The following is a 24,909-nucleotide window of genomic DNA, read 5'->3' as shown; positions in this document are numbered from 1 at the left end:
TGGGAGCGCTGCTTGGGTTGGTGCTTAGAAACAGTCATGGCTGCAGCCGCTACTCTTCGTTCTCCAGCTTAAGCCTGCCTAGAGGAAGAAAAAAACAGGCTACCGCTCTCCAGAAGAACTGGAAAGGCGAGAAGAGGCAGGATCGGTTGCCGCAGCGGACTGGATCCATCTGAAACAATAAAAACAATAAATAGCCCTCTAACCTTCAACAGTCCTCAACCCGGCTGCTGGGTTAGCCGCTGCCAAAGCTCGAGGGGAATGCGCTCGTGAGGACACTTTAGGGACTGAATCTGAGCTAAATCTTCCGGCATGTAGTGCAAGGCTACCCGCGCTGCCGGATCCAAAAGGCTGCGCCGTCGTCGGTTACATTGCTCCGCTTCTCCCAGAAACACGTCCAGCCAGCCATCTCGCTCTTGGTAGCGAATCCTCAAAGCAGAGAGAGAAGGCAGAGCAGAGGAAACTTCTTTGCGGTAGAGCCGAAAGCCCTGCTCCAGACTCCAGCCCAACCACCACTGAGGCGCCAATTGCCCCAACTGCCTACACCACACCCCCGCCTGAACCTGTTGCCATGCCATGCTTGCCACTCCGCGACCCGCTCTCCCGAGGGAACTTAACTGCAAATCTTTAGCAATTGCCATTTGGGTAAGCACTCTACCAGACCTCCCTAGCTTGATGCAAGTCTTTATCAAAGAAAGTCCCTGCCAGGCCGGTATAATATTGCAAGTCTATATCAATAGAGTTACGCTGCTACTCAGTTGAGCGGTGGAGTTGTATCCATCAGTCTTCCTCTCTTGTCTTAGGTAAATTGGGGATCCCAAGCAAGCAGGAGTGGCCATCTTGGGTTGTCAGAGATCCCTTTTTCGGGCCTAGATGAGTTTTTTGCTAATGAGATTGATTTCAATTGCAGAAGCATGGTTTCTGCTTAAGTATGTCGATGCATGGGTATGGCAGAGCACGGGGGGAACAAGAAGCGATTTGACCTTGAAAACGGCAGCGCAGGTCTCCTCACGCCGGCAGGACAGAGTTCTTGATTAACCTGCAAGAGTTGCTTCAAAGAATATCCCCGCCGGAACACCTGAAAGCTCGTGCCAGCGCTGGGATCTTTTGTACTGAGTGATACAAACGCTTCTTCAGCAATCTGTAATGAGCAGATATCTGTAGGGTGAATGCTTATAAGATGAATGTTTATAATAAGGTAGGGCGTACTGCAGAGCCGTCTCTTTCGACTCCTCCTTCCCGTTGTCCGAATCTACTGGGTACTTCTAGCCTATGGTTGAAAGGGGGACTGCTGGGCCAGACCAGGCTGGCAGCGTTTATGATGCGCTGACGCGGGCCGATCTGTGGAATCCCCAGGTCATGTACCGTGGGCGCCCGGTACAGGCTCGGGGACGGGCTGTGCTGCGCACCATGTTCGAGAGCGTCAGCGATGGGTTGTTTGTCCTTGAGTGTCTGCCCCCGGAGCCAGAAAGAGGCTCACCTCAACCGCGCTGTCGGTTTTTGGTGGGTAACCCGGCTTTTTGCAGGATGTTTTTTCTCTCCTCTCGACCTATCGAGGGAGAAGAGCTCCAGAGTTGTCTACCGCCTTCTCTGGCTGCGCAGATTCAACTGCACACCGAACACTGCCTCAGCCATGGCCGGCAAGTGAGCTTTGAGCTGAGCCTAACGGCCTCTGCCGCTCCCGACCCAGAGTCGACCCATGTTCTAATCGTTACCCTTTCTCCAGTAGTTGAGGAGAACAAGCCAATCAGCCGAATTGTCGGCTCCTGTCAGGACATCACAGCACGCAAGCAAGTGGAGTGGCAGCTACAGCGCAGCCAAAAGCAACTGTTGGAGCACAACCGGGCTCTGATGGAGCTCACCCGGCACAAAGCCCTCAGCCAAGGAGACTTACAAGCTGCTCTGCAACAGATTTGTACTACAGCCGCCCATACCCTGGGGGTGGCACGGGTGGGGGTCTGGCTCTACACGTCGGAGCGCTCCAGCATTCGCTGCATCAATCAATTCGAGATCACCCCAGACAACCCCGAGGGATCCCATACTCAAGGGGCGGAGATCTGGGCCAAAGACTATCCCCGTTATTTTCAAGCCCTGGAGCAAGAGCGCACCATTGCTGCCGACCAAGTGGTGGCGGATCCCCGCACCGCCGAGTTCGGCAATTCCTACCTGACAGCAATGGGAGTGGTCTCGATGCTGGATGCCCCCATTCGACTGGAAGGACGGATGGTGGGTGTTCTCTGCCACGAGCACATTGGCTCCCCTCGCCACTGGACCTTAGAAGAGCAAAACTTCGCCGGATCCCTGGCGGATTTGGTGTCTCTGGCCCTCGAGATCTCGGAGCGCCGGCAAGTGGAAGAGGAGCTGCGCCAGGCTGAGGAGCGCTATCGCAATTTTTTCGAGAATGCGGTAGAGGGCATTTTTTTCACCGATGCGGCAGGTCGGTATCTCTCCGTCAACCCGATGCTGGCCCAGATCTGCGGCTACAGCTCCCCCGAAGAATTGATGCGCGAAGCGAAAGAGGCGGGCAAGCGGCAGCTCTATGTGGATCCCAGCCAGTGGGAAGAATTTGTGCGGCTATTGCAGGAACAGGGATCCGTACGCGGCTTTGAGTACCGGCTGCGGCGGCGGGATGGCTCGATCATCTGGGTCCGAGAAAAAGCCCGTTTGGTTAAAGATAAAGCCGGAAATATCCTCGGCTATGAAGGCATCTGCGAAGACATCACCGCCCAAAAGCAGAGCTTAGCCTACATGGAGTTTCGCGCTCATCATGATGCCCTGACAGGTTTGGTGAACCGCGAATCCTTTCGGGAGCGGCTGCAGCAGACCCTGCAGCAATACTACAGTGAATCTCTGGCCCTCTTCTTTGTGGATTTGGATCACTTCAAAGACATCAACGATACCTTCGGCCACGGTGTCGGCGATGCCCTGTTGCAGGGGGTAGCTGAACGGTTAACCAAGTGCGTTCGCTCTGGAGATATCGTCGCCCGCTGGGGAGGGGATGAGTTCACCCTACTGCTGCCCCGAATTGGCAGCCCCACAGTGGCAGCGCGTCTGGCTCAGCGGATTGTCGATGCCTTTCAAACTCCCTTCTCCTGCGAGGGCCATTCCCTTTCCGTGACCTGCAGCATTGGCGTCGCCCTCTACCCCCAAGACGGAGTGGAGGCATCTACCCTTTTGCACCATGCCGACTTGGCCCTCTACCAGGTCAAAGAAAAGGGTCGCAGCGGCTTTCAGCTCTACCGGCCAGTTTCAGGGATCCCGGCAGCAGTCCGCAACACTATCCTGTAAGCTGGTTGGGTCAGAGGCCCTTCTGGTTTGTGATTTGTGCATCCAGGTCGCAGCTATCGCCGTCTCATTCCCTTTATCCGGCCCCACCTGTGGATGTTGTTGCTGGGGCTGACCTGTACCCTTGGCTTTGTGCTAACCATGCCCGCCCTCGCCTACTTGATCGAGTGGGTGGCCCGCTCCATCGGTGCCGGGGATCTGGGGCAATTGCGGATGCTGGCCTTGATTGGGGTGGTGTTTTTCTTGGTGCGCGGCGCTTTTCAGTATGGCCAAGACACCCTGATGGCGAGGGCCTCCTTGCAAATGGTTTTGGAATTGCGCCAACAGATCTATGCCCACCTGCAGGCGCTGGATGTGGATTATTTTTCCGGCAGCCGCACCGGCGATCTGGTCTATCGCCTTACGGGGGATCTGGATCGGGTGGGAGAGGTGGTGCAGCGGTTTTTCCATCGCTTCATCCCCAGCGTGCTCACCATCTTGGCGGTGGTGGCCTACCTGTTCTATCTCAACGGCATTCTCACCTTGACCACCTTGCTGATAGCCCCCCTGATGGGAGCCTTGATCAGTTGGTTTGGGGATCGCCTTTTGTTTCGCTCCCGCCTCAACCAAGAGAAGATGTCGGATTTGGCCGCCCTCTTGACAGAGGTGTTTGCCGGGATCAGCCTCACTCGCGCCTTTGCGGCTGAGGACTACGAAATTCGCCGCTTCAGTGCCATTGCCGAAAGCAACCGCCTGGCCCGGTTTCAGACCGAACAGATGAGAGCCATTCAAGACCCGGTGGTGGGTTTTCTGTACGCCATGAGCGTGTTGGGTGTGTTTTGGGTGGGCGGCTGGCAAATTAGCCAGGGCAACCTGACCGGCAGCCAGTTTCTCGGCTTTATCGCCGGTGTTGCGATGTTGATCGACCCTATTGTTCACATCACCAACAACTACAGCGAGCTGAAACAGGGTGAGGCTTCGGTGGAGCGGATTTTCGAGCTGCTAAACACCCGCTCCCAAATCCGGGAGCTGCCCGGGGCCCGCCCCATGCCTCCCATTCAGGGTTGGGTGGAGTTCGACCAAGTTTCCTTTGCCTACAAACCGGATCAGCCGGTGCTCAAACAGATCAGCTTTCAGGTGTCTCCCGGCGAGATTGTGGCCTTGGTGGGATCCTCCGGCGCCGGCAAATCCACCCTGGTGAGCCTGATTCCCCGCTTTTACGATCCCCAGCAGGGCTGCATCCGCATCGACGGCATCGACATCCGCACCGTCACCCTCAAGAGCCTGCGCCGGCAGATCGGCATTGTGCCGCAGGAGATCACCCTGTTTTCGGGAACCATTGCCAGCAACATCGCCTACGGACAAGAGCATTTTGACCTGGAAGCGGTACGCCAGGCGGCCCAGGTGGCCAACATTGACACCTTTATCGAGAGCTTGCCCGATGGCTACGCCACCCGCGTGGGAGAACGGGGGGTCACCCTCTCCGGTGGACAACGGCAACGGCTGGCCATTGCCCGCGCCGTGCTCCTCAACCCCAAGATCTTGATCCTGGACGAGGCTACCTCTGCTTTGGACAACGAGTCAGAAGCGTTGGTGCAGGAAGCGCTGCAACGGCTGATGCAACGCTGCACCGTTTTTGTGATTGCCCACCGCCTCTCGACAGTGCGCACCGCCCACCGCATTTTCGTCTTGGAGCAGGGGCAATTGCTGGAGCAGGGAAATCACCGAGAATTGCTGGGCAAAGGGGGTCGCTACGCCCAGTTTCACCTGCGCCAGTTTCATTGAACCCTTGGCCTCTGGATCTCCTGGATCTCCCATGCCTGCCAGAAGGGCCGGTAAAACTCCGGATCCGCAGGTGCTCCCCCCGGGATCCCGCAGATGGCCGCTGCAAATTGCACGGCTCGTTGCACCAGAATCGCCTCCGGCCATCCCCGCAACAGCCCCAGGATGGCTACGGCGCTAAACGCATCTCCCGCCCCCACTGTATCCACCATCTGAGGCGCGGGCACTGGGTCGGCCCGATGGATCTGAGTAGGGGTGATCAGCAGCGCGCCTGCCGCTCCCAAGGTCAGAAATAGACCTTTCAGGTTCAGATGAGCCTGTAGGATCTGCCCTTGCTCCAGCACGTCTCCGGCAGGGATCCCTTCCAGTTGGGCTACTTGTTCCAGCTCTGCCTGGTTCAGCTTCAGCCAAGTGCAGGTGCGCAGCATCTCCTGGATGGCGTCTGGATGCCACCAGGGATCCCGCAGGTTGAGATCCAGAAACACGGGACAGCCCAAAGCGGGGATCCCCTCTTGAAAGTGGCGATGGGCTGCCTCCCGGCGGGCTGCCAAGCTGCCCCGGTAGAGCAGGCTGGGCTGGAGAGCTTGCAGAGCCCCGATATCCAACTGGATGTAGTCGTAGGCTTGGTCGGGCAAGATGGCGAAGGTGGGGATCCCTTGCTCATCCAGGGTTACTTGAACCTTGCCGGTGGGGTGAACAGAATCCTGCTGCAGACCCTCCAGGCGCAGCCCCTGCCGTCGCAAGGCCCCCAGCAGCTCTCTGGCGGCCTCGTCTTGGCCAACACGACTGAGCAAGAGGGGATCGGATCCCAGCCCCTTGAGGTTCCAAGCCACATTCAAAGCTGCTCCGCCCAGCACAATCTCTGTGGGGAAGCAGTCGAAAAGTACCTCCCCCAAGATGAGCGGCAAACCCAGGGGCACATGAGAGGGATCCATCTTGAGCACTCAGCTAGAAATCGCAGGAGCCCCGTGCTGTACCGGTAGGATCAGTGTCGAGAGGAAAGTCCGCCTCCATGGTTATAATTGTACTGCGGACACCAGAAACGGTTGTTTAAGGCACTGGTAACGGTCGATTGGGGGTGCTGTAAACCACCCCAGAGGCTCGTGGTTGGCTTGCCAACTGCAGGGCTACTAAAAGCCCGCTCTGTACTGCTTTAGCGGTCGGAGTCGGGTAGTTTACGAAGCAGCCGTTGACGTCCGCGGTGCGGAGCCCAATCCCTGGAGCTCCAGGATCTGCTGATAGGTGTTGCTGCGGAACCAACGCTCGATTTCTCTGGCCCGCAGCACCGGCAGCGGATGGGTGCGCCCCACCGTTTGCATCTGCTTCAGCTCCATCTGCCACAGATCCCCGTCCAGCTCGTCGTAAGTACGGGCCTGCTCCAAAAAGGCGTCCACGTTCAGCTTGGAGGCCAATTGCGGGGATCCCCCACACAATTTCATCAACACCGAGATCACCGTCTTGGCATCTTGGGCTACCAACAGCGCCGCCCGGTCACAGGTAAACTCGGCACACCGCAGCCAGTGCATCAGTTGATCCTGCAACGCCTGATAAAACAACCCCCCGAAGGGGAGCAAGCTGGTGGAGAGCATGAGAATGTTGGCCATCGTCAAGTAGACCCCGTGATTGCACTTCAAGTGGCCCAACTCATGAGCGATCACGGCCTGAATTTCCGGCGGCTCCAACAGATCCAGCAGAGAGCTGTGCAAGACAATGAAGGGCTTTTTCCCCTGCATGGCAAAGGTGTAAGCATTGGGCGTGGGGTTCTGCCGCACGTAGAGCTGGGGCACCTCCAGATCCAAGATGCGACAGGCCTGCACCAAAAGCTGATGAATTTCCGGCAACTGATGCTCGTTAATTTGGATACTAGAAGCAATGTTGTCCAGATAAAATATCTGTCCTGCTGTTGAGCCAAGCCAATTTTGAATCAGCAGGCCCAGCCCCGGCACTTGCTGCAGAGAGCGGGTGGCTTGCAGATCCACGGGATGACGAAATTGGTCGGCCCGCAGGCCCAGCAGAATGCGAGGTTCTCGTTGAATGGACGACATAGACAATAGACAACAGAGGGAGAAAGGACTTCGGTTACAACTCGTAGGGCACAAACTGGCGGTGGCGATTCAACAAAAATAGCCGCTCCGGCGGCGGATCCGGCAGGGTCGGCTTGTCAGTAAAATCAAACGGGTTTTCTCCAGAGGGGATCTCCCAATAGACCACATGATCTTGAATGCGAGTGCCATCGGTAACAAAGCGCCCAGTATCGGCGGCAGCACGCTCAGCGCGGCGATAGAGTCGCCCTTGCCAGGTCAAGTGCGGGGGCAGCCCCAATCCCAAAAACAGTTGCTGCCGACTGGATTCCTGGTTGAACACCGTTTGCAGGCGATCCGCCCAGATCCTTGCCAGATCTGCCGGTTGGGGAGCAGCATGAGCCTCTGCATCGGCTGGAGTTACCTCCAACAGCAGTTGCTGGTTCAAAAGAATCCGAGCGGCTTGAGCTGGGGGATCCCCGCTGCCGGTCGTCGAGGGATTGGGACTGGGGATATCCAGACTGACCTGCACCTGAGGGCTGCTGGCCTGTAGCAAAATCTCTTCCAACCGTTGCTTCAGCAGACGGAGGCGAGCGGGGGCATCGGGGGTGCGCAGGGTCAAAACCAGCTCACTCCCCACCCGAAACTCGCTTTCTGCCCAGGTTGCCTCACTCCGCCAACTCCCCATCAGCCCACCCACGAGCAGGATCCCTGCCCACCTCGCCATCCTTGCCGGCCCCCTTACCGAGGGTGAAGCGCTCCTCTGTGGCCTTGACAAGTTCACTAACCTCGCCTCTCCCCTGCAGGACTCCTTGATCTTAGCCGCTACCCTAGATACATCTGTTCTCTTGACCCTATGCCGTTGGCAAGCTCGGCTTCTTTGTCATTGTTCTAAGGTCATCATGCGGATCCCGACTTCCACCTATCGCATTCAGTTTCATGCTGGGTTTGACTTCGACGCAGCACGACAGATTGTTCCCTACCTGAAGTTGCTGGGCATCAGTGACTTGTATGCCTCTCCCATCTTCCAAGCCCGCAAAGGCAGCACCCACGGCTACGACGTGGTGGATCCCAGGCAAATTAATCAGGAATTGGGGGGAAGCGAAAAGTTTGAGCTCTTGTGGGAAGCCCTCAATCAGCAGGGAATAGGCTGGCTCCAGGACATTGTGCCCAATCACATGGCCTACGATGGCCAAAACCAGATGCTTATGGACGTTCTGGAGAGTGGCCCCAACTCAGATTTTGTTGACTACTTTGATGTGAATTGGAATCACTCTTACCTGGGGATCAAAGGCAGAATCTTAGCCCCTTTCTTGGGAGATTTCTACGACAAATGTTTGGAGTCGGGTCAAATCCAGCTTCGTTATGATGCCGATGGCCTAAGTATTAACTACTACAACTTGAGGTTCCCCCTCAATATTGACACCTATGCGGATGTTTTTACCTACAACCTGAGCAAGCTGCGGCGAAAATTGGGACGCAGCCACCCCGACTACGTCAAGTTGCTCGGGATCCTCTTCAGCCTGAAATTCATTCCCAGCAAGGAAGATCTCCTGGAGCGCACCGATCAAATTAGCTTTGCCAAGCATTCGTTGTGGGAACTCTACACTTCTAGCCAACCTATCCAGAGCTTTTTTGACGAGAACATTGCCATTTTTAACGGCAAGCCAGGGGATCCGTCGAGCTTTGACCTGCTGGATAGTCTTCTGGCGCGGCAACATTTCCGCCTTTCCTTCTGGAAGGTGGGTGCTGAGGAGATCAATTATCGTCGTTTCTTTACCATTAACGAGCTGATCTCGCTGCGGGTAGAAGATCGCGAAGTGTTTCGCAAAACCCATCAGCTTATCTTTAAGCTTGCAGAACAGGGACGATTTAATGGTTTGCGCATCGATCATATCGATGGCTTGTTCAATCCCGAAGAGTATCTCCATCGCCTGCGGGAACGCTGCCCAAATCTTTACATCGTGGTAGAGAAAATACTAGAGGCCAATGAAAGTCTGCCCCAAAGCTGGCCGGTTCAGGGCACAACGGGTTACGATTTTTTGGCTAAGCTCAACGGCATCTTTTGTCAAGAAGAAAATGCGGAGGCTTTTGACTCTCTCTATCAAAACTTCACAAATCTGCGATATGCCCCAGAGCAGGTTATCGAAGATAAAAAACGCTTGATCATCGAGCGCAACCTGTCAGGGGATATGGATAATCTTGCTTTTTTGCTCAAGCAGATCACCAGCCACCATCGCTATGCCAATGACTTTACCCTCTACAGCTTACGTCGAGCTTTGGTAGAAGTTTTGGTGTGCTTTCCGGTCTACCGCGTCTATATCCACGAAGGGATCCTCAGTCCAGAAGGTCAACAGGTGGTTCGTCAAGCCGTGGAGAAGGCCAAGGAGAACCTGCCCGTTTTGGTGAATGAGCTGAATTTTATTCAGCGCTTTCTCTGCCTGGAGTCTCTGGACAATTTATCAGACCAAGAGAAACATGAGCAGATCTATTTTGCCATGCGCTTGCAGCAGTTGGCTGGCCCTCTCATGGCCAAAGGGGTGGAAGATACTGCTTTTTATGTGTACAACCGCCTTTTATCTCTCAATGAAGTCGGCGGGGATCCCTGTCGCTTTGGCCTTTCGGTGCAAGAGTTTCACCGCTTTAATCAAGAGCGGGCAGCTCGGTGGCCTCTGTCCATGAATGCTTCTGCTACCCACGACACCAAGCGTGGCGAAGATGTGCGGGCCCGGCTGAATGTGCTTTCTGAAATCCCCGCCGAGTGGGAAAAGCACATCAATCTTTGGCATGAGCTGAACCTCGGCTACAAAGTCCGCAGCAAACAAGCTAAGCGCTCGGAACTGCCGGATCGCAATGACGAGTATTTGCTCTACCAGACATTGCTCGGCTCTTATCCCTTCCAACCGGAAGAGGTGCCCCAGTTTGTACAGCGGGTCAAAGATTATGCCATCAAAGCAGTGCGGGAAGCTAAGGTCCACACCGCTTGGCTTCGCCCCGATACCGAGTACGAAGAAGCCACTACCGCCTTTATCGAACGGATCCTTCAAGGTCCTAACCCCTTTTTGGAGTCCTTTTTGCCTTTCCAACGGAAAGTTGCTCACTTTGGCATTTTTAATTCTCTCTCACAGACGCTGATCAAACTGACCAGCCCTGGGATCCCGGATATTTACCAAGGCACGGAACTGTGGGATTTGAGCATGGTGGATCCCGACAATCGTCGGCCTGTGGATTTTTCCCGTCGCCTCGCCTATCTAGAAGAAATTCAACGGCGGGTTAAACAGGATCCTCTCCAACTCATCGCGGATTTGCTCCTGCACCGCAGCGACGGACGCATTAAGCTGTTTCTGATTTACCACGTGCTCAAGGCCCGCCAGGAACAGCCCCAATTGTTTCTCGAGGGCAGCTACATTCCTCTGCAAATCAGCGGATCCCATGCTGACCATGTTGTGGCTTTTGCCCGTCAGCACAGTAAGCAGGTATTGCTCACGGCGGTGCCGCGTTTTTTAACAAAGTTGATCGACGAAACCCAAGATCCTCTGGGAGAATCCGTTTGGGCAGATACCGAAATTCATCTGCCGCGCTGGAAGCGGCTGGACTGGGTGAATGGGCTAACCCAGGAAAGGATCCCTGCCGGCGAAACCTTGCCGGTGGGCGTTGTCTTGAAATCCTTCCCGGTAGCCCTGCTGTGGGGACAATCCCGCTAGCGGCCTAGGCGGGAGCTAGGGCCTGAAAGTTGACGATGCGGGCAAACTCTTGGGGGTCTAGGCTGGCCCCTCCCACCAACACGCCGTCGATCTCAGGCTGGGCCATCAGCTCATCGATGTTGCCGGCCTTCACCGAGCCGCCATACAAAATGGGCAGTTGGGCATTGCCCAAGTGTTGCCGGATCAAGCCGATGACCCGGTTGGCCTCTTGAGCTGCACAAGTCTGGCCGGTGCCGATGGCCCAAATGGGCTCATAGGCAATCACCAAGTTCTCCAGATCGATCCCTTGCAAGGCGCGATCCAATTGCCCCACAATCCAAGACTCGGTCAAGCCTTGCTCCCGCTGCTGCTGGCTTTCTCCCACACAGAGGATGGGGGTAAGGCCGTGCCGCTGGGCGGCTGCCAAACGCCAATTAACGGTTTCGTCCGTCTCGCCGAAGTACTGCCGCCGTTCGCTGTGGCCGACGATGACGTAGCGCACCCCCAATTCCGCCAGCATGGGGCCGGAAATTTCCCCGGTAAAGGCCCCCTGATCCTCCCAATGCAGATTTTGTGCCCCCACGGCTATGTCGGATCCGCGGCTTTGCTCTGCCACCACCGCCAGGTCTGTAAAGGGCACACATAGGATGATCTGCCGCTGGGATGCTGACCCTGACGGCGATGACCGTAAAGCCAGGCCCAACTCTCGCAGAAACTCGCGAGCCTCAGCCTGAGTCTTGTGCATTTTCCAGTTGCCGGCGATGAGGATGGGGCGCAAGATGAGATCCTCCCTTAAAGACAGCAGAAGGAAGGGATCCCGCAAGCAGAAAGCCCAATAAAACAGCAGGGATCCCAGCTTTGTTTTTTCGTATGACACAGTTTACCAGCAAGCGATCCCAGAAATACGGCGACGGGATCCCCTCTCCAAGCGCCGGTTAACCCTTCAACCAGCATGCAGACGGGACAGGCCAAGACCCAACAGGGAAGGCAGCTTCCTACAGCCCAACGAGCTGGGTGTTTTCAAAGGTAGCCAGAATTTCATCCAGATCTTTGTTCTGCAGCGAGTAGGTAGCGGTGGCATCGTTGCCAAACTGAATTTCGTCCCCGTCCTCCAGATCCCGAAATTCCACCCGTTGCCCGCCCACGTAAAGGCCGTTGGTGCTGGGGGTGCCCTGAATGTCTCCGTCGATGATTTGGTAAGTGAACCCATCGGGAGAAGAGGGGGATTCTGTTTTGACCAAAATGGCGTGGTAGCGAGAGGCGTACTGGGAGTCGATGCGAATGCTGTTGCGTGGATCCCGGCCTAAGGAGTAGAGCTCAGCCGTCAACCAGTAGGCTTTTGGCCCATGACGATCCTTGACGATCAGCACGTGATTGAGGGCCGGTCGGCGAGGGGGCGTGGTCATGAAAGGCACCCGCTTGCACAACACTGAGGGCAAGATAGCCAAAACATAACATAGGATCCCCCAGGTGGATCCCTGTGTCCACCAGATCAGCCTCTCCAAGAGCAGCGGAATCTGCCCATCACTCTGAGCTGGCGCGGGATCCCCCTGAGTAGATTTTTGTAACAATTCCTCTCATAATAGGATCGACGATGCAGATGGATCCCTGACCATGAATGGCTCGCAACCGGATCCCGGTGTTCAACCCCGTTCTCCCCAGACACCGAGGCTCATTGAGTTGCCGGAAGATGAAACCGATGCGCAGCTCAGCGATCCCCTGCGGATGCAGCGTTACGAATGTCGTTCTTGTGGCTATGTTTACGAACCGGCTAAGGGGGATCAGCTCAATCGGATCCCGGCGGGCGTGCCGTTTGAGGAATTGCCAGCCGATTGGAAATGTCCGGTGTGCCGAGCCGACAAGCGCTTGTTCCAAGCAGTGGGTGCCAAAGGCAAGCCTTCGGGTTTTCAAGAGAACCTGCGCTATGGCCTGGGGGTGAATGTGATGACCCCTGCCCAAAAGAACCTGCTGATCTTTTTGGGATTGGCGCTGGGATTTTTATTTTTGATGAGTTTTTATTTCGTCGAGTGAGGGTCAAGATGTTCAAACCCCTGAGGCTGGTGCTGCTGGTTGCTGTCTCGGTGCTGCTGATGGCGGCGGGGATGCCCAACATGCGGGTGGTGCCCTGGGAGCAGGTGGAAGTGCCCACCCAGAACATTCTGCTGGACATTGCCTTCACCGGCACCACCCCTTCCCATGGCTGGTTGGTGGGAGACAAGGCGACGCTGCTGGAATCCCGCGATGGGGGTCTGCACTGGCAGGTGCGGGAGCTGCCGGGTCTGGAGCCGGAAGCCTACCTGGCCTCCATTAGCTTTGCTGGGGCAGAAGGCTGGGTGGCCGGGCAGCCGAAGATCCTCCTCCACACCCTGAACGAGGGATCCGACTGGACTTCCATCCGCCTCAACAACCAACTGCCAGGGGAGCCGCTCTTGATCCAGGCTCTGGGCCCTGGCGCCGCCGAAATGGTGACCAATGTGGGGGCCATCTACCGCACCGAAGATGGCGGTCAGACCTGGCATGCCCAAGTGGATGAGCCGATTGGGGCCATCAAAAACATTGCCCGCGGCCCTGAAGGCGAATATCTGGCGGTGTCGTCGCGGGGCAGCTTCTACTTTCTGTACACTCCTGAAAGTCGCACCTGGAAGCCCTACCCGCGGGAAAGCTCCCGCCGCATTCAAAACATGGGCTTTGGCCCCCACGGCAGCGCTTGGAAATTGAACCAAGGGGCGGAGATCGCCTTTACCGATGACTTCACCTCCGGCCAGTGGTCGTCGCCGCTGCGTCCGGGGCGGGCCCTCAGCTTTGGCTACCTCAATGCCGCCTATCAAAACGACCACGACCTGTGGGTGGTGGGGGGTGGCGCTACCCTGATCCACAGCCCTGATGGTGGCAAAACCTGGGAACAGGCCAAGAAACTCAGCAACATCCCCGCCAACTTCTACAGCATTGAGTTTTTCGGCCCTGAGCAAGGGTTTATTCTGGGGCAACGGGGCACCCTCTTGCGCTATGTCAGCTCCAACAACTCCTGAAGGTCTCAGGGATCCCTAATCGGCACACGGGTGGATATACGCGCCAAGGATCCAGCTTCACGCCCGCGGCTGCTGGTTGCTGCCAGTGGCACTGGTGGCCACATTTTTCCGGCTTTGGCTATTGCCGAGCAGTTGCCCGACTGGCAGATCGAATGGCTGGGGGTGCCGGATCGGATGGAAGGGAAGCTGGTGCGGGAGCGCTATCCCTTGCACCGGGTTGTCATGTCCGGCTGGCAGGGATCCCCTCTCCGCAAGCTGCAAGCCTTGGCCCAACTGGCCCGCGCCACCCTGCAAGTGCGCCAACTCCTCAAGTTGGGACGGTTTGACGTTGTTCTGACCACCGGCGGGTACATTGCCGCTCCGACCATTTTGGCCGCCCGCTCGCTGGGGGTACCGGTGTTGCTGCACGAGTCCAATCGGATCCCGGGCAAAGTGACCCGTTGGTTGGGGAGATTTTGTCAGGTGGTGGCGCTGGGCATGGCAGAGACGGCAGAGCATTTGCCAGGGGTGGCTGCCCAAGTGGTGGGTACGCCGGTGCGGGCCGAGTTCTACACGCCCCAGCCTTTCCCTGCCGACCTCCCCATTCCCGACGGGGATCCCCTCATTGTGGTCATGGGGGGTAGCCAGGGGGCGCGGGGCCTCAACCGCATGGTGGCCGCCTGTGCCGAAGCTTGGTTGGAGGCGGGGGCCTGGATTGTGCATTTGACCGGCGGCAGCGAAGCTCAAGATCCGGAAGCCAGGATCCCCAGCCATCCCCGCTACCGGCCCTTTCCTTTCCGTCGAGATGTAGCTGCCTTGTTGCAGCGGGCCAACTTTGCCATTAGCCGCGCCGGAGCCATGAGCCTGGCGGAGTTGCTGACCACCGCCACCCCGGCCATTTTGATCCCCTATCCCTTTGCCGCTGAGGATCATCAGTATCAGAATGCTCTGGCCTTTGTGGGGCGCGGTGGGGGGGTGGTCATGCGAGAATCCGAAGAGAACTTGGACTTGCTGCGGCAAACGGTGTTGACCTGGTTGGCTCAGCCGCAGGTGGTTGCCCAAATGGCCGCCCACTTGCAAGCCACAGCTCCCCCCAATGCCAGCAAGGTTCTTGCCCGCCTGTTGCAGGAGATCCGCCAGAGTTCTGCCCGTTAAGCCGTGGTACAGCCAAGATTGGACAGCCTTTCCCAACGCCCGCCTGTGCCCGCCAAAGCGGCGGAGTCCCCAACCCTGCTGGCAGAACTCCCGCCCGCCGACAGGATGGAATCGCTGTTGATGCGGCTAGAACAGTGCTTCGGGATCCCCCAGCGGGCTCCCGATGGGCTTTCCCCCCGCCCGGATCTCCTGGACGAGTTGGTGGGCACGATCCTTTCCCAGAACACCACCGATGCCAACAGCAGCCGTGCCTTCCGCGCCCTCAAAGCCGCCTTTCCCTCTTGGGAAGCGGTCTTGGCCGCCGATCCGGCAGATCTGGTTCAGGTGATTCGCCCCGGCGGCTTAGCCCACCTCAAGGCAGTCCGAATTCAGGAGATCCTGGCTGCCATTCAAGAACGACAGGGATCCCTGAGCCTCGACTTTCTGCGCGACCTGGACGACGCCGGCGCCCTCGATTTTTTGCTCTCCCTGAAAGGGGTAGGGCTGAAGACCGCCACCTGTGTGTTGTTGTTCGGGCTGGGTCGGGATCTCTGCCCGGTGGATACCCATGTGCATCGGGTGGCCAACCGTCTGGGCCTGGTGCGGGCCAAACATCCCAACGACACTTTTGCTCAGCTTTCCCCCCAGATCCCCAGGGGCAAAGCCTATTCCCTGCATGTCAACTTCATCCGGTTGGGCAAGCGCATCTGCAAGGCCCGCATGCCCGAATGTGGCCGCTGCCCGCTGCGTCCCACCTGCCCCTCTGGGCGGCAGCGTTGATCCCGACAGCAGGGCTCTATTCTGCGGGCGCAGTAGAAGCATCTGGGATCCCCTCTTGTCCGTTCCTGCCGGCGTCTCTCTCTGCTGGGGGAACTTCCAACTCCAGGGCTTGCCGCACCGATTGAATCTCTTGGGAGAGCAGCACCCGCTCTCGATCCAACAGGCCGACGATCTGCTCCGGGTCTTCCCGCGAGACCACTGGCAATTGGCGCAAATCGTATTCGTACATCGGCTCAGCTGCCACCGCTACCGCCTCATCGGGGAAGGTGGTGAGAACCGGAGATTGGCTGACCTCCTGTACGGTTAGCTCCGCCAACTCCGCCGCCTCCTTATGGGCCAAGGCCCGCTCCAGATCTTCCAGGGTGAGAATGCCCCGCAGCCGCTCCTGTCCGTCCACCACCAACGCGCTATGGCACTTTTGCTGCAGCAAACTCTCCAGAGCTTCTCGCAGCGGTGTGTCTTGCCGAAGCAAAAGAGATGGGGGCACCATCACCTCTTGCACCGTCAGCTCTCTAGGCTCCTGCCCAAGGACTCCGTCAAGCGTTGCGTGGCGATAGCGACGGGCGGAAGGGTAGATGGCCGGCGAATGCAACTGCTCCGTCAGCCAGATGCTCAAACCCACTGCCGCCATCACCGGCAGCGCAATGTGATAGTCCCGCGTCATCTCAAACAGCAGCAAGATGGCCGTTAGCGGAGCCCGCACGCTGGCCGCCAACACCGCCGCCATGCCCACCATGGCGTAGGCAGCAGGGGGAGACAAGGCAATCAAGGGCAAAGCTTGAGATAGCACCTGACCGTAGCCTGCCCCCAGCACTGCCCCCATGAACAAAGCCGGGGCAAAGGTTCCCCCCACAAAGCCGCTGCCCAGGCTCAAAGCGCTCAGCAACAGCTTGCCCAATAGGAGCAGGCCCAGATGGCCAAGAGAAAAGGGAACGGCCTGCAGAATCGACTCAATGGTTTCATAGCCCACCCCCAACGCCAATGGGATCCCCAAACCTGCGCAGCCCAGGATCCCGCCCCCCAAAATGGGCTTGCTCCAAGCTGGCCAGGCCGCCAGGGGGCCACTGTTGAACAGGTGCTTGCCCCACTCCAGGGTGTAGCTGAAGGCCATAGAAACCAGGCTGGCCAAAAAGCCCAAGCCGAGATACAGAGGTACCTCCAGCAAGCTGTGGATCTCGTAGTCCGGCAAGACAAAAGCCGGCTGGGTGATGGTGGGCAAAAGAAAAGCGGGTTGTGCCCCCAACCCCACCTGGGCGATCAAGGCGGAGACCACCGCCGCCAACACCACCACACTGACAGCAGAAGTGGTGAAGGTGCGGGCCAAAGCCAGCTCCAGCGCCAAAAACACCCCGGCAATGGGCGCGTTAAACCCTGCCGCCAGGCCAGCCGCTGCTCCGGCAGCCATCAACAGTTGCACCCGCTCCCGCGAGAGGCGTAGGTTTTGCCCCAGCAGGGATCCCAGCAAAGCGCCACTTTCCACACTGGGGGCCTCAGGGCCAAGGGAAGCTCCCGCACCCAACGAGATGGCAGCCGCCAGGAGCTTGAGCGGGATCCACCAGGGCTGAAGTGCCAAAGGACGAGCAGGACTCACCAAGCTGGAGAGGCTCAAGTTGGGAAAGGGCACAACTGCCCCCAAAGCGCCGATCAGCAGGCCCCCCAGCACCGGCGCCAGAGCCAGTGCCCAAGATCCCAGCAGCCACAGGCCATAGTGTTCTGCAGCCCTGCCGAGGCCATCGACGAGGGTGTCCTGCAGCAGATAGCGCCACCAGCCAATCAAGTAGCGAAATCCAACCACCAACAGCCCCGTGGCCAACCCCACTGCCGCCGCCAGCAGCAGCAGCAGGTTCTCGGAGGAGAGGCGCAGGCGGAGAGCGGGGGCGCTGTTCATGATGGCTCAAGGGCTTTGGGAAGGCAGGGTTAAAATTTCTACACCGGTTTCGGTAACGGCGACTGTATGTTCAAATTGCGCCGAGAGCTTGCCATCCAAAGTGACCGCCGTCCACCCGTCGGAGAGCACCTTCACCTCCCAGGTGCCCTCGTTGATCATCGGCTCGATGGTGAACACCATGCCGGGGCGGAGTTTCTCCCCTTTTCCTCGCTCGCCGTAGTGGGGGATCTGGGGGGCCGTGTGGAATTGCCGTCCCACCCCATGCCCGACAAAATCCCGCACTACGCTGTAGCCCTGGGCCTCGGCGTATTCTTGAATGGCAGCGCCAATGTCGCCGACTCTCCCCCCCGGCTTTACAGCAGCAATGCCCCGCCGCAGACATTCTTCGGTCACCTCCACCAGGCGCCGCGCCCGCTCAGAAGGCTGTCCGACAAAGAAGGTTTTGGAGGTATCGCCGTGGTAGCCATCCAAAACCGGGGTGACATCGATGTTGATGATGTCGCCTTCTCGCAGGATCTGCTTGGGGCTGGGAATGCCGTGGCAGACCACGTGGTTGACGCTGGTGCAGATGGACTTGGGAAAGCCATGGTAGCCCAAAGGGGCACTTTTGGCCCCATGCGCCCGCGTCCATCGCTCGGCCTCGTCGTTGAGCTCTTGGGTGGTGACCCCTGGCCGCACCATCGGCTCCAAGTGCTTGAGCAGATCTGCTGCCAGGCGACAAGCCCGCCGCATTTTCTCCAGTTCCCGTGAAGAGAGCAACACAATGGGCTGAGGGGCTTGCGTGAGCTGGTTCATACCCGTCTGCAAAGCGGATCCCAACTGCTCCCCCCATCGCTGGGAGCGACGGCTGAGGTCTGTCAACAACGCTCGCATGTCTTCCATCATGAGACCTTATCTGTGAAAAGCTCTGTGAAAACGGATGGATCTCTGCACCTGCAGACTGTCCAGGATTGGGTTCTCAGTTGGGATTCTGAATCGCCTTGCGCCCATTCACAGACCCCTGCCGGCCATTTTCTGCCGCCGACGAATCCGCTGCACCAACCACAGCCCCAGAAAATAGCTGACAAGGGATCCCCAAAAACCGACAAACGCACAGCCGACAAACAGCGTGCCCGACATCTCCAAGCCCCACTGCATCCAGTTTTGCCAGGTGGCCGCCACCAGCTCTGTGGAAGGGGATCCCAGTAGCCATTCTCCCACCTGGTAGTTGAATGCATAGATGGGCACATAGGTGAAGGGATTACTCACCCAGGTTCCTGCCGCCGCCGCCAGCTTATTGCCCCGAAACGGAACAGCCAACACCAGAGCGGCCAACGTTTGAAAGCCGAAGATGGGGAAACAGCCGGCAAAAACCCCTACCGCCAAGCCACGGGCAATTTCTCTTGGCGACGATTGCAGCCGCAACAGGCGCAGATAAAGATAGCGCAGCCAACGCTTCCAGGAAGGATCCCGGCGGGCTAGGGTCGGCCCTGGTTGAGATCCAGAGTAGGATCTGGAATAAAGCTTAAGGGATCCCGGCGAAGGCCAGGAGAAAGAGGGCAGCCTCAACCAAAAGAGGGGGCTCATGGTGGCAAGGGGGCAACTGAGAGAAGGTGTTAAGTCCTGTAAATCCAGTGTATCTTTCCTGCCCTTGGCGACAAAGGGCCATTGGCAAATCCGGGCCAGCAGCAACGGGGTGACGCCGGGGGATCGGTTTACGGAGTGGTCACCTGAGCTTGTCCACCAAGGCCAGCACGAAGTTAAGACCCAAGTAGGAAACCAGCACCACCAAGAATAGGAACAGGGCAATGTTCAGCCCGGATCGCAGGGATCCCGATTTCATTTTGGGATCAGGCTTTTCGGGGGGAGTTGTCATCTGGAGTTCTGGGGAAGACTGTGAATCTAAGATCCCATCTTGGCTGTGCAGGTGTACCCATCGGCTTACTTTCCGAAGATTGAAGGCCTCTTCTCTGAACACGGAGCAAGCCCAGTTCCTGGCCCCCGGCCAATGGGAGCGACTTGGATCGAGAATACCTGGGTAAACTACCCGACCCTGACTGCTTCGCAGTACAGGGCGGGCTTTCGGTAGCCCTGCAGTTGGCAAGCCAACCACGAACCTCTAGGCTGGTTTACAGCAGCCCCCAAAAGCGCAATCACATTCGCACCATTCAAATCCGCATCTCCTTCCCATCCACAGTGCCCACACTTGAACGACTTGCCACTGCGGTAGGATTGCGTAGGATCGGGATGGATGTGCAAACACCGGTGGCAGGTCTGCGACGTGTAGGCAGGCGGAACAAGAATCAGAGCAACCCCCGCACGCAGAGCCTTGTACTCCAAAAATTGACGGAGTTGATAAAACGCCCAACTGTTGGCCCTGCGCCGTTCAGCTTTGCTGCGTGGCTGTTGATTGACCCTTTCCCGAATCCCTGTCAAGTCTTCCAGAGCAATAGCGCTGTTTGTCGCCTTTGCCCTAGAGACAATAGCTTTGGAGATGCGATGATTGACCCACACTTGAAAGCGTCTTTCCTTGCCAGACAGCCGTTGCAACAGTTCTCTGCATCTGCGCCGCGAACTGCGTGTGCCCTTACTGGCTTTGCGTTGGAGTACCGCCCTCAACCGGGAGTAGTGGTCTCGGACTCTGTTCAACTGCTGTCCATTCCAGTTGTCCCCCTCTAATATCTGTCCTTCCCAAGTCCACCCCGATCACCTTGTCGGTATCTTGTTGCTTGGGTGGCTTTCCCTCTACGCAAATCTGGATGTAGTAGGAGCCATCTTTGCGCTTGACCAGGGTGGCAGATTTGGGGTTGGAACCAGCCAGCATCCCACGCTGGTAGTTGCCAATGGCCAGTTCAAAGCGTTCTCTCCCTTCCACCGTGGTCAGCGACACCGTCCAGTCTTTTTGACGGAACGAGAAGATGCGTGCGTCGTAGGTAACGAACCTACGCTTGAACTCTTTAACTGGACGGTTGCGCTGTCTCGCCACTTTGCGGGCGCCGGCCAGCCGTCTGCAGACCTGTTGGGCCAAGTTACTGGACAAGCCGAATCGGGCGCGAATCTCGTAGTAGCAAAGGGATTGCAGTTTGACCGCATTGACGATCTTCTCCGGCGTGTTCTGGTTGACCCAGTTCAGTGCCTGCACAAAGGCATCCATCGTCGCGTCCAATTTAGCGGCTTGCGACTGGGACACCTTGAGCTTGCAGGATATGGTCAGGACTTGGCTCATAAGTCCATTGTACTTCATCAAAGCGCATTCCTCCCGGCACTGACCCTACGGGTACAGTGCGGGGCTCCTGCGATTTCTAGCTGAGGAGATCGCATCTCAGAGAAGACAACGGCACCGGGAACCATCTGAATCGCTCACCTGTTGAAGATGATGAGTTTTTCCCAGATGGACAATGGGAGTGGATCCGCTGTCTGCAAGCTGAGTTATCCTGCCGCCAAAATTGCCTCCAACAAGGGATCTGCCCCAAAACGCACCACATCCGTACAGGGCCGTCCGGTCTCGGCTTCCACCCGGCGGATCTGCTCCAGGGCCGCTTCTTCCTCCCAGCCGAAGGTATTGAGGGCAATCCCCACCACGGGCGCGGGGGCAAAGGCCCCGGCAGCTGCCGCCACCTGTTCATACAGCTCGATCACCTTGGGTAAGGGCGGGATGGGCACGTAGTCTATCCCCTTGATGTGGGTCTGGCCGGCGCGGTGTACCAGGATAAGGTGGGTGGGCTGGGATCCACGCAACAGAGGCAAGGTGGCCGTAGAGGCGGGGTTGAGCAGGGATCCCTGGCCTTCCAGATGCAGAATGTCGTGGTCAGAGCCATAGCGTAAGATCAGTTGCTCCACCGCCCCACTGGCATAGTCCACCCGCACCGCATCCAAAGGGATCCCCTCGCCGCCGATCAGGATCCCAGTTTGCCCGGTGGCCAAAAAGCGGGAGCGCAGGCCCCGTCTCAGGCTGGCCCGGTGCAGCTCCAAGCTGGTGGACATTTTGCCCACGCTCATGTCGGTGCCCACCGTCAACACCCGTTTACAGGGCAAGGTGCGGGCCAGGGCTTTCCCCACCGACAGGTTGGGGGGCTCGCGGCGAATATCCCAGATCCAGGCCCCCGGCTGCAACCACTGCCGAAACTGGGGATCCTCGGCCAAAGGCGTGTGCAGCCCATTCACCAGAGACAGGCCAGCTCGCAGGGCCAGGCCCAACTCCTCCCGCCATGCTGGCGGCAACTGCCCCCCTGAAGGGGCGATCCCAATCACCAGAACTTCAGGCCGGTGGGCCAGCGCCTCCTCCACCGAGGCCACGATGGGGATGTCTTTGGCAATTCCGGTCAGATGGGCCAGGGATCCCCCCGCCTGCTCCCGGTCGATCACCGCCACCACCGGGAAAGAGCCGTAGCGCAGCAGCCCCAGCCCCGTTTTCCCATGCTCCCCCAGCAACCCCCCGTGGAGCAGGATGGCCACGCGACTTTCGCTGGACAGGGATTCCGGCCTTCCCATTATTCCTCCCGCAGCTCTACCCCCAAACCCGGTCGGTCGGTGGGGAGCAGGCAGCCGTCCTGCAGGATGGCCCCGGCAAAGGGATCGTCGATGAGGTTGAGGTGGCTATCCAAGTCCAGGTAATCCACCAGGGGAGCCAAGTGGGCCGCCGCCGTATTCCCCAGGGCTGTGTTGCTGTAGCAGCCCAACATCACCTGTAGGCCGTGGGCTTTGGCGGTGTGGATCATGCGCCAGGCTTCGCTGAGGCCTCCGCACTTCATCAGCTTAATGTTGATCCCGTGGACGCGATCCACCAGAGGGGGGATATCGCGGCTGTCCATACAGCTCTCATCCACAAAAATGGGCAGCTTCGACTCGTGCCAGAGGGTGATCAGCTTCGCTTCCTGCCCCCTCTCCAAAGGCTGCTCCAGGTAGCTCACCCCTTGCCCCGCCAGCCAGTTGCTCATGCTCAGGGTTTGCTCCACCGTCCAAGCGCCGTTGGCATCTACCGTAATCAGGGATCCCAGCGGGATCACCTCTTGTACAGCAATCAGCATGTTCTGATCCGCCATCAGTCCTGAGCCGCTGCCCAGCTTGATCTTAAAGGCCCGCGCTTGGGTCTGTTCCATCCAGGCCAAGGCGCGCTGGCGGGCCGCCTGCGGGGTGGAGATGCCGATCGTCATCGTCGTGGGCGGAATGCGGGAGCGATCCAGCCCCCACAACTGCCACAGGGGCCTCCCTAGCCGTTTGCCCATCCAATCGTGCAGGGCCATATCCACCGCTGCCCGCGCTGCCGAAGGGATCCCGGCCCGCAGCAGTTCTGCCTCGATTGGCTGTCGCTCCCAGGGGGAATGGCGGCGCAGGATCCCTTTGGCCACGTCCAAGCCCATCAGGATGTCGTCCAGAGACTGGTGGTAGTCGTCGCTCACCGAAAAAGGGCAAGCCTCTCCCCACCCTTCAACTCCCTCCTCCTCAATTCGCACCCAAGCCAGGGTTGTCTCGCTGTGGGTACCTCGGCTGATGGTCAAGGCGTAGCGCTTGTGAACGGTGAAAGGTTCGACGTAGAGCCGCATGGGCATCTCCAGAAGAGGAAGCTTGGAGGGGCAATTGGGCCTGGGCCGCCCCTTTGAGCTTAGCTTGGTTCCCAGCCCAGCCTGCCCCCGTCCCCAAGCCCAGAAAACAAGTTATCCCTTGCCCCGTCCGCCGTCTATGGTGGGATCCAGATCCACCGTTCTCCATACCCTTGCCACATGAATACCGCCGAGCTGCTGGTTCGCTGCCTGGAAAATGAGGGGGTGCAGTACATCTTCGGCGTTCCTGGCGAAGAAAACCTGGAAGTCCTGCAAGCCCTGCGCCGCTCCTCAATTCGCTTTATCACCACCCGCCACGAACAGGGGGCCGCCTTCATGGCCGATGTCTATGGCCGGCTGACGGGCAGAGCGGGGGTGTGTCTCTCCACCTTGGGGCCGGGCGCCACCAACCTGATGACCGGAGTTGCCGATGCCAACCTGGATGGAGCACCCCTAGTGGCCATCACCGGCCAAGTCGGCACCGACCGCATGCACATCGAATCCCATCAATACCTGGATTTGGTGGCCATGTTTGCCCCCGTCACCAAGTGGAATGCCCAGATCGTGCGCCCCAGCATCACCCCGGAGATCGTGCGCAAGGCTTTCAAATTGGCCCAAACCGAGAAGCCCGGGGCCGTCCACATCGACTTGCCGGAAAACATCGCCGCCATGGAAGCCAGCGGCACTCCCTTGAGGAGAGATCGCCTGGACAAAACCTACGCCTCCTATCAAAGCCTGAACGAAGCGGCGTCCCTGATCTCCCGCGCCCGCAACCCCTTGATTTTGGCCGGCAATGGGGCCATTCGCGCCCAAGCCAGCAGCGCCCTCACGGAATTTGCCACCCGCTTGAACATCCCCGTGGTCAACACCTTCATGGGCAAAGGAGTGATCCCCTACACCCACCCCTTGTCCTTGTGGGCCGTTGGCCTACAGCAGCGGGATCTGGTCAGTTGTGGTTTCGACCGAACCGATCTGTTGATCGCCGTCGGCTACGACCTCATCGAGTACTCCCCCAAGAAATGGAATCCCGACGGCACCATCCCCATCGTTCACATCGCCGCCCTGCCGGCTGAAATCGACAGCAGCTACATCCCGAAAGTAGAGGTGGTGGGAGACATTTCCGACTCCCTGATGGAGATCCTGCGCCGCTGCGATCGCACGGGCAAGCCGGATCCCTATGGCATCAGCCTGCGGCAGAACATCGTCCGCGAGTACACCTGCTATGCCCAGGATCAGAGCTACCCGATCAAGCCCCAAAAGCTGATCTACGACCTGCGCCAAGTCCTGGAACCCGAAGACATCGTCATCTCCGATGTCGGCGCCCACAAGATGTGGATGGCCCGCCTCTACCACTGTGACAAACCCAACACCTGTCTCATCTCCAACGGCTTTGCCGCCATGGGCATCGCCATTCCGGGGGCCTTGGCCGCCAAATTGGTGCATCCCGACCGGCGCATCGTGGCCGTAACCGGAGATGGAGGGTTCATGATGAACTGCCAAGAGCTGGAAACTGCCCTCAGGGTGGGCACTCCCTTTGTCACCCTCATCTTCAACGATGGCGGCTATGGGCTGATCGAGTGGAAGCAACACAACCAGTATGGCGAGGCTGCTTTCGTCAAGTTCGGCAATCCAGACTTCGTTAAGCTGGCGGAGAGCATGGGCCTCAAGGGCTACCGTGTCGAAAAGGCTGCCGAGCTGATCCCCATCCTGAAGCAGGCCCTCGAGCAGCCGGTGCCCACCCTCATCGACTGCCCTGTCGATTACAGCGAAAACCTTTACCTAACCCAGCGGTCGCAAGCGTTGGTCTGCGAGGCTTAGGGGACGAGATGGATG

20 protein-coding genes and 1 pseudogene are annotated in these 24,909 nt (G+C 58.4%); 8 read left to right on the top strand and 13 right to left on the bottom strand.

Annotated features, from left to right (window positions below; all coding sequences use genetic code 11):
• Positions 1 to 215: 215 nt before the first annotated feature.
• Positions 216 to 575, bottom strand: a complete 360-nt coding sequence (locus tag ACVWYZ_RS02730) for a hypothetical protein (RefSeq protein WP_457388178.1) — start codon at positions 573 to 575, stop codon at positions 216 to 218.
• Between the two features lie 694 nt (positions 576 to 1,269).
• Between ACVWYZ_RS02730 and ACVWYZ_RS02725 the strand changes: the two genes are divergently transcribed.
• Together ACVWYZ_RS02725 and ACVWYZ_RS02720 are read left to right on the top strand one after the other, a co-directional pair.
• Complete coding sequence (locus ACVWYZ_RS02725) at positions 1,270 to 3,285, top strand: diguanylate cyclase domain-containing protein (protein WP_457465889.1); 2,016 nt, start codon at positions 1,270 to 1,272, stop codon at positions 3,283 to 3,285.
• Positions 3,286 to 3,321: 36 nt separating this feature from the next.
• Complete coding sequence (locus ACVWYZ_RS02720) at positions 3,322 to 5,046, top strand: ABC transporter ATP-binding protein (protein WP_414374844.1); 1,725 nt, start codon at positions 3,322 to 3,324, stop codon at positions 5,044 to 5,046.
• Here the strand turns inward: ACVWYZ_RS02720 and ACVWYZ_RS02715 are convergent.
• The 3 genes from ACVWYZ_RS02715 to ACVWYZ_RS02705 all read right to left on the bottom strand — a co-directional run bounded on the left by ACVWYZ_RS02715 (position 5,040) and on the right by ACVWYZ_RS02705 (position 7,791).
• Complete coding sequence (locus ACVWYZ_RS02715) at positions 5,040 to 5,978, bottom strand: carbohydrate kinase family protein (protein WP_457465887.1); 939 nt, start codon at positions 5,976 to 5,978, stop codon at positions 5,040 to 5,042. The two genes, ACVWYZ_RS02720 and ACVWYZ_RS02715, sit on opposite strands and share 7 nt — an antisense overlap.
• A 240-nt stretch (positions 5,979 to 6,218) precedes the next feature.
• Positions 6,219 to 7,088 carry a M48 family metallopeptidase gene (locus tag ACVWYZ_RS02710; protein ID WP_011433741.1) on the bottom strand — a complete coding sequence of 290 codons (870 nt, stop codon included), beginning with the start codon at positions 7,086 to 7,088 and terminating at the stop codon, positions 6,219 to 6,221.
• Positions 7,089 to 7,122: 34 nt separating this feature from the next.
• Positions 7,123 to 7,791: a hypothetical protein gene (locus tag ACVWYZ_RS02705; RefSeq protein ID WP_414332314.1), complete on the bottom strand. Its 669-nt coding sequence runs from the start codon at positions 7,789 to 7,791 to the stop codon at positions 7,123 to 7,125.
• Between the two features lie 175 nt (positions 7,792 to 7,966).
• Between ACVWYZ_RS02705 and treY the strand changes: the two genes are divergently transcribed.
• Positions 7,967 to 10,768, top strand: coding sequence for a malto-oligosyltrehalose synthase (gene treY / locus ACVWYZ_RS02700; RefSeq protein ID WP_457465886.1), 2,802 nt, complete (start codon positions 7,967 to 7,969; stop codon positions 10,766 to 10,768).
• 4 nt (positions 10,769 to 10,772) lie between these two features.
• Here treY and tpiA read toward each other — a convergent pair whose 3' ends face one another.
• Both tpiA and ACVWYZ_RS02690 read right to left on the bottom strand, forming a co-directional pair.
• Positions 10,773 to 11,525 carry a triose-phosphate isomerase gene (gene tpiA / locus ACVWYZ_RS02695; RefSeq protein WP_457465919.1) on the bottom strand — a complete coding sequence of 251 codons (753 nt, stop codon included), beginning with the start codon at positions 11,523 to 11,525 and terminating at the stop codon, positions 10,773 to 10,775.
• 217 nt (positions 11,526 to 11,742) lie between these two features.
• Complete coding sequence (locus ACVWYZ_RS02690; protein WP_457465885.1) at positions 11,743 to 12,252, bottom strand: FHA domain-containing protein; 510 nt, start codon at positions 12,250 to 12,252, stop codon at positions 11,743 to 11,745.
• 220 nt (positions 12,253 to 12,472) lie between these two features.
• On the opposite strand from ACVWYZ_RS02690, the gene ACVWYZ_RS02685 reads away from it, so the two are divergent.
• The 4 genes from ACVWYZ_RS02685 to ACVWYZ_RS02670 are packed head-to-tail and all read left to right on the top strand — an operon-like array spanning position 12,473 to position 15,669.
• Complete coding sequence (locus ACVWYZ_RS02685; protein WP_457384587.1) at positions 12,473 to 12,778, top strand: rubredoxin; 306 nt, start codon at positions 12,473 to 12,475, stop codon at positions 12,776 to 12,778.
• 8 nt (positions 12,779 to 12,786) lie between these two features.
• The gene (locus tag ACVWYZ_RS02680; protein ID WP_457465883.1) at positions 12,787 to 13,776 is read left to right on the top strand and encodes a photosynthesis system II assembly factor Ycf48; all 990 of its coding nucleotides are present in this window, start codon (positions 12,787 to 12,789) and stop codon (positions 13,774 to 13,776) included.
• Positions 13,777 to 13,806: 30 nt separating this feature from the next.
• Positions 13,807 to 14,910, top strand: coding sequence for an undecaprenyldiphospho-muramoylpentapeptide beta-N-acetylglucosaminyltransferase (gene murG / locus ACVWYZ_RS02675; RefSeq protein WP_457465882.1), 1,104 nt, complete (start codon positions 13,807 to 13,809; stop codon positions 14,908 to 14,910).
• Between the two features lie 3 nt (positions 14,911 to 14,913).
• Complete coding sequence (locus ACVWYZ_RS02670; RefSeq protein ID WP_457465880.1) at positions 14,914 to 15,669, top strand: endonuclease III domain-containing protein; 756 nt, start codon at positions 14,914 to 14,916, stop codon at positions 15,667 to 15,669.
• A 16-nt stretch (positions 15,670 to 15,685) separates the two neighbouring features.
• Here ACVWYZ_RS02670 and ACVWYZ_RS02665 read toward each other — a convergent pair whose 3' ends face one another.
• From ACVWYZ_RS02665 to ACVWYZ_RS02635, 7 genes and pseudogenes are all read right to left on the bottom strand, one after another.
• Positions 15,686 to 17,557 (bottom strand): chloride channel protein, encoded by a 1,872-nt coding sequence (locus ACVWYZ_RS02665; protein ID WP_457465878.1) that lies wholly within the window; start codon positions 17,555 to 17,557, stop codon positions 15,686 to 15,688.
• Positions 17,558 to 17,563: 6 nt separating this feature from the next.
• The gene (map, locus tag ACVWYZ_RS02660) at positions 17,564 to 18,352 is read right to left on the bottom strand and encodes a type I methionyl aminopeptidase (RefSeq protein ID WP_414342345.1); all 789 of its coding nucleotides are present in this window, start codon (positions 18,350 to 18,352) and stop codon (positions 17,564 to 17,566) included.
• A gap of 195 nt (positions 18,353 to 18,547) precedes the next feature.
• On the bottom strand, positions 18,548 to 19,123 hold the full coding sequence (locus ACVWYZ_RS02655) for a DUF2062 domain-containing protein (protein ID WP_457465876.1): 576 nt from the start codon (positions 19,121 to 19,123) through the stop codon (positions 18,548 to 18,550).
• 139 nt (positions 19,124 to 19,262) lie between these two features.
• On the bottom strand, positions 19,263 to 19,412 hold the full coding sequence (locus ACVWYZ_RS02650) for a hypothetical protein (protein WP_457388187.1): 150 nt from the start codon (positions 19,410 to 19,412) through the stop codon (positions 19,263 to 19,265).
• A gap of 167 nt (positions 19,413 to 19,579) precedes the next feature.
• A pseudogene (locus tag ACVWYZ_RS02645) lies at positions 19,580 to 20,762 on the bottom strand (RNA-guided endonuclease InsQ/TnpB family protein).
• A gap of 203 nt (positions 20,763 to 20,965) precedes the next feature.
• Positions 20,966 to 22,027, bottom strand: coding sequence for a DUF1611 domain-containing protein (locus tag ACVWYZ_RS02640; RefSeq protein ID WP_414383856.1), 1,062 nt, complete (start codon positions 22,025 to 22,027; stop codon positions 20,966 to 20,968).
• Positions 22,027 to 23,079, bottom strand: a complete 1,053-nt coding sequence (locus tag ACVWYZ_RS02635; RefSeq protein ID WP_457465874.1) for a dipeptide epimerase — start codon at positions 23,077 to 23,079, stop codon at positions 22,027 to 22,029. Before ACVWYZ_RS02635 ends, ACVWYZ_RS02640 begins: the two co-directional genes overlap by 1 nt.
• 177 nt (positions 23,080 to 23,256) lie before the next feature.
• Here ACVWYZ_RS02635 and ACVWYZ_RS02630 point away from each other — a divergent pair, with 177 nt between their 5' ends.
• Positions 23,257 to 24,894 carry an acetolactate synthase large subunit gene (locus ACVWYZ_RS02630; protein ID WP_457465872.1) on the top strand — a complete coding sequence of 546 codons (1,638 nt, stop codon included), beginning with the start codon at positions 23,257 to 23,259 and terminating at the stop codon, positions 24,892 to 24,894.
• The last annotated feature ends 15 nt before the right edge of the window (positions 24,895 to 24,909 follow it).

The sequence above is a fragment of the Thermostichus sp. MS-CIW-37 genome, from assembly GCF_054060065.1.
Note: the sequence above shows the minus strand (reverse complement) of the source record. Positions and strands in the feature narration are given on the sequence as shown.

Coding starts and splice junctions, on each gene's coding strand:
- ACVWYZ_RS02730 (WP_457388178.1), bottom strand. CDS start 575: ATGGCATGGCAACAGGTTCAGGCGGGGGTGTGGTGTAGGCAGTTGGGG.
- ACVWYZ_RS02725 (WP_457465889.1), top strand. CDS start 1,270: ATGGTTGAAAGGGGGACTGCTGGGCCAGACCAGGCTGGCAGCGTTTAT.
- ACVWYZ_RS02715 (WP_457465887.1), bottom strand. CDS start 5,978: ATGGATCCCTCTCATGTGCCCCTGGGTTTGCCGCTCATCTTGGGGGAG.
- ACVWYZ_RS02710 (WP_011433741.1), bottom strand. CDS start 7,088: ATGTCGTCCATTCAACGAGAACCTCGCATTCTGCTGGGCCTGCGGGCC.
- ACVWYZ_RS02705 (WP_414332314.1), bottom strand. CDS start 7,791: ATGGCGAGGTGGGCAGGGATCCTGCTCGTGGGTGGGCTGATGGGGAGT.
- treY (WP_457465886.1), top strand. CDS start 7,967: ATGCGGATCCCGACTTCCACCTATCGCATTCAGTTTCATGCTGGGTTT.
- ACVWYZ_RS02685 (WP_457384587.1), top strand. CDS start 12,473: ATGCAGCGTTACGAATGTCGTTCTTGTGGCTATGTTTACGAACCGGCT.
- ACVWYZ_RS02680 (WP_457465883.1), top strand. CDS start 12,787: ATGTTCAAACCCCTGAGGCTGGTGCTGCTGGTTGCTGTCTCGGTGCTG.
- ACVWYZ_RS02665 (WP_457465878.1), bottom strand. CDS start 17,557: ATGAACAGCGCCCCCGCTCTCCGCCTGCGCCTCTCCTCCGAGAACCTG.
- map (WP_414342345.1), bottom strand. CDS start 18,352: ATGAACCAGCTCACGCAAGCCCCTCAGCCCATTGTGTTGCTCTCTTCA.
- ACVWYZ_RS02655 (WP_457465876.1), bottom strand. CDS start 19,123: ATGAGCCCCCTCTTTTGGTTGAGGCTGCCCTCTTTCTCCTGGCCTTCG.
- ACVWYZ_RS02650 (WP_457388187.1), bottom strand. CDS start 19,412: ATGACAACTCCCCCCGAAAAGCCTGATCCCAAAATGAAATCGGGATCC.
- ACVWYZ_RS02640 (WP_414383856.1), bottom strand. CDS start 22,027: ATGGGAAGGCCGGAATCCCTGTCCAGCGAAAGTCGCGTGGCCATCCTG.
- ACVWYZ_RS02635 (WP_457465874.1), bottom strand. CDS start 23,079: ATGCGGCTCTACGTCGAACCTTTCACCGTTCACAAGCGCTACGCCTTG.
- ACVWYZ_RS02630 (WP_457465872.1), top strand. CDS start 23,257: ATGAATACCGCCGAGCTGCTGGTTCGCTGCCTGGAAAATGAGGGGGTG.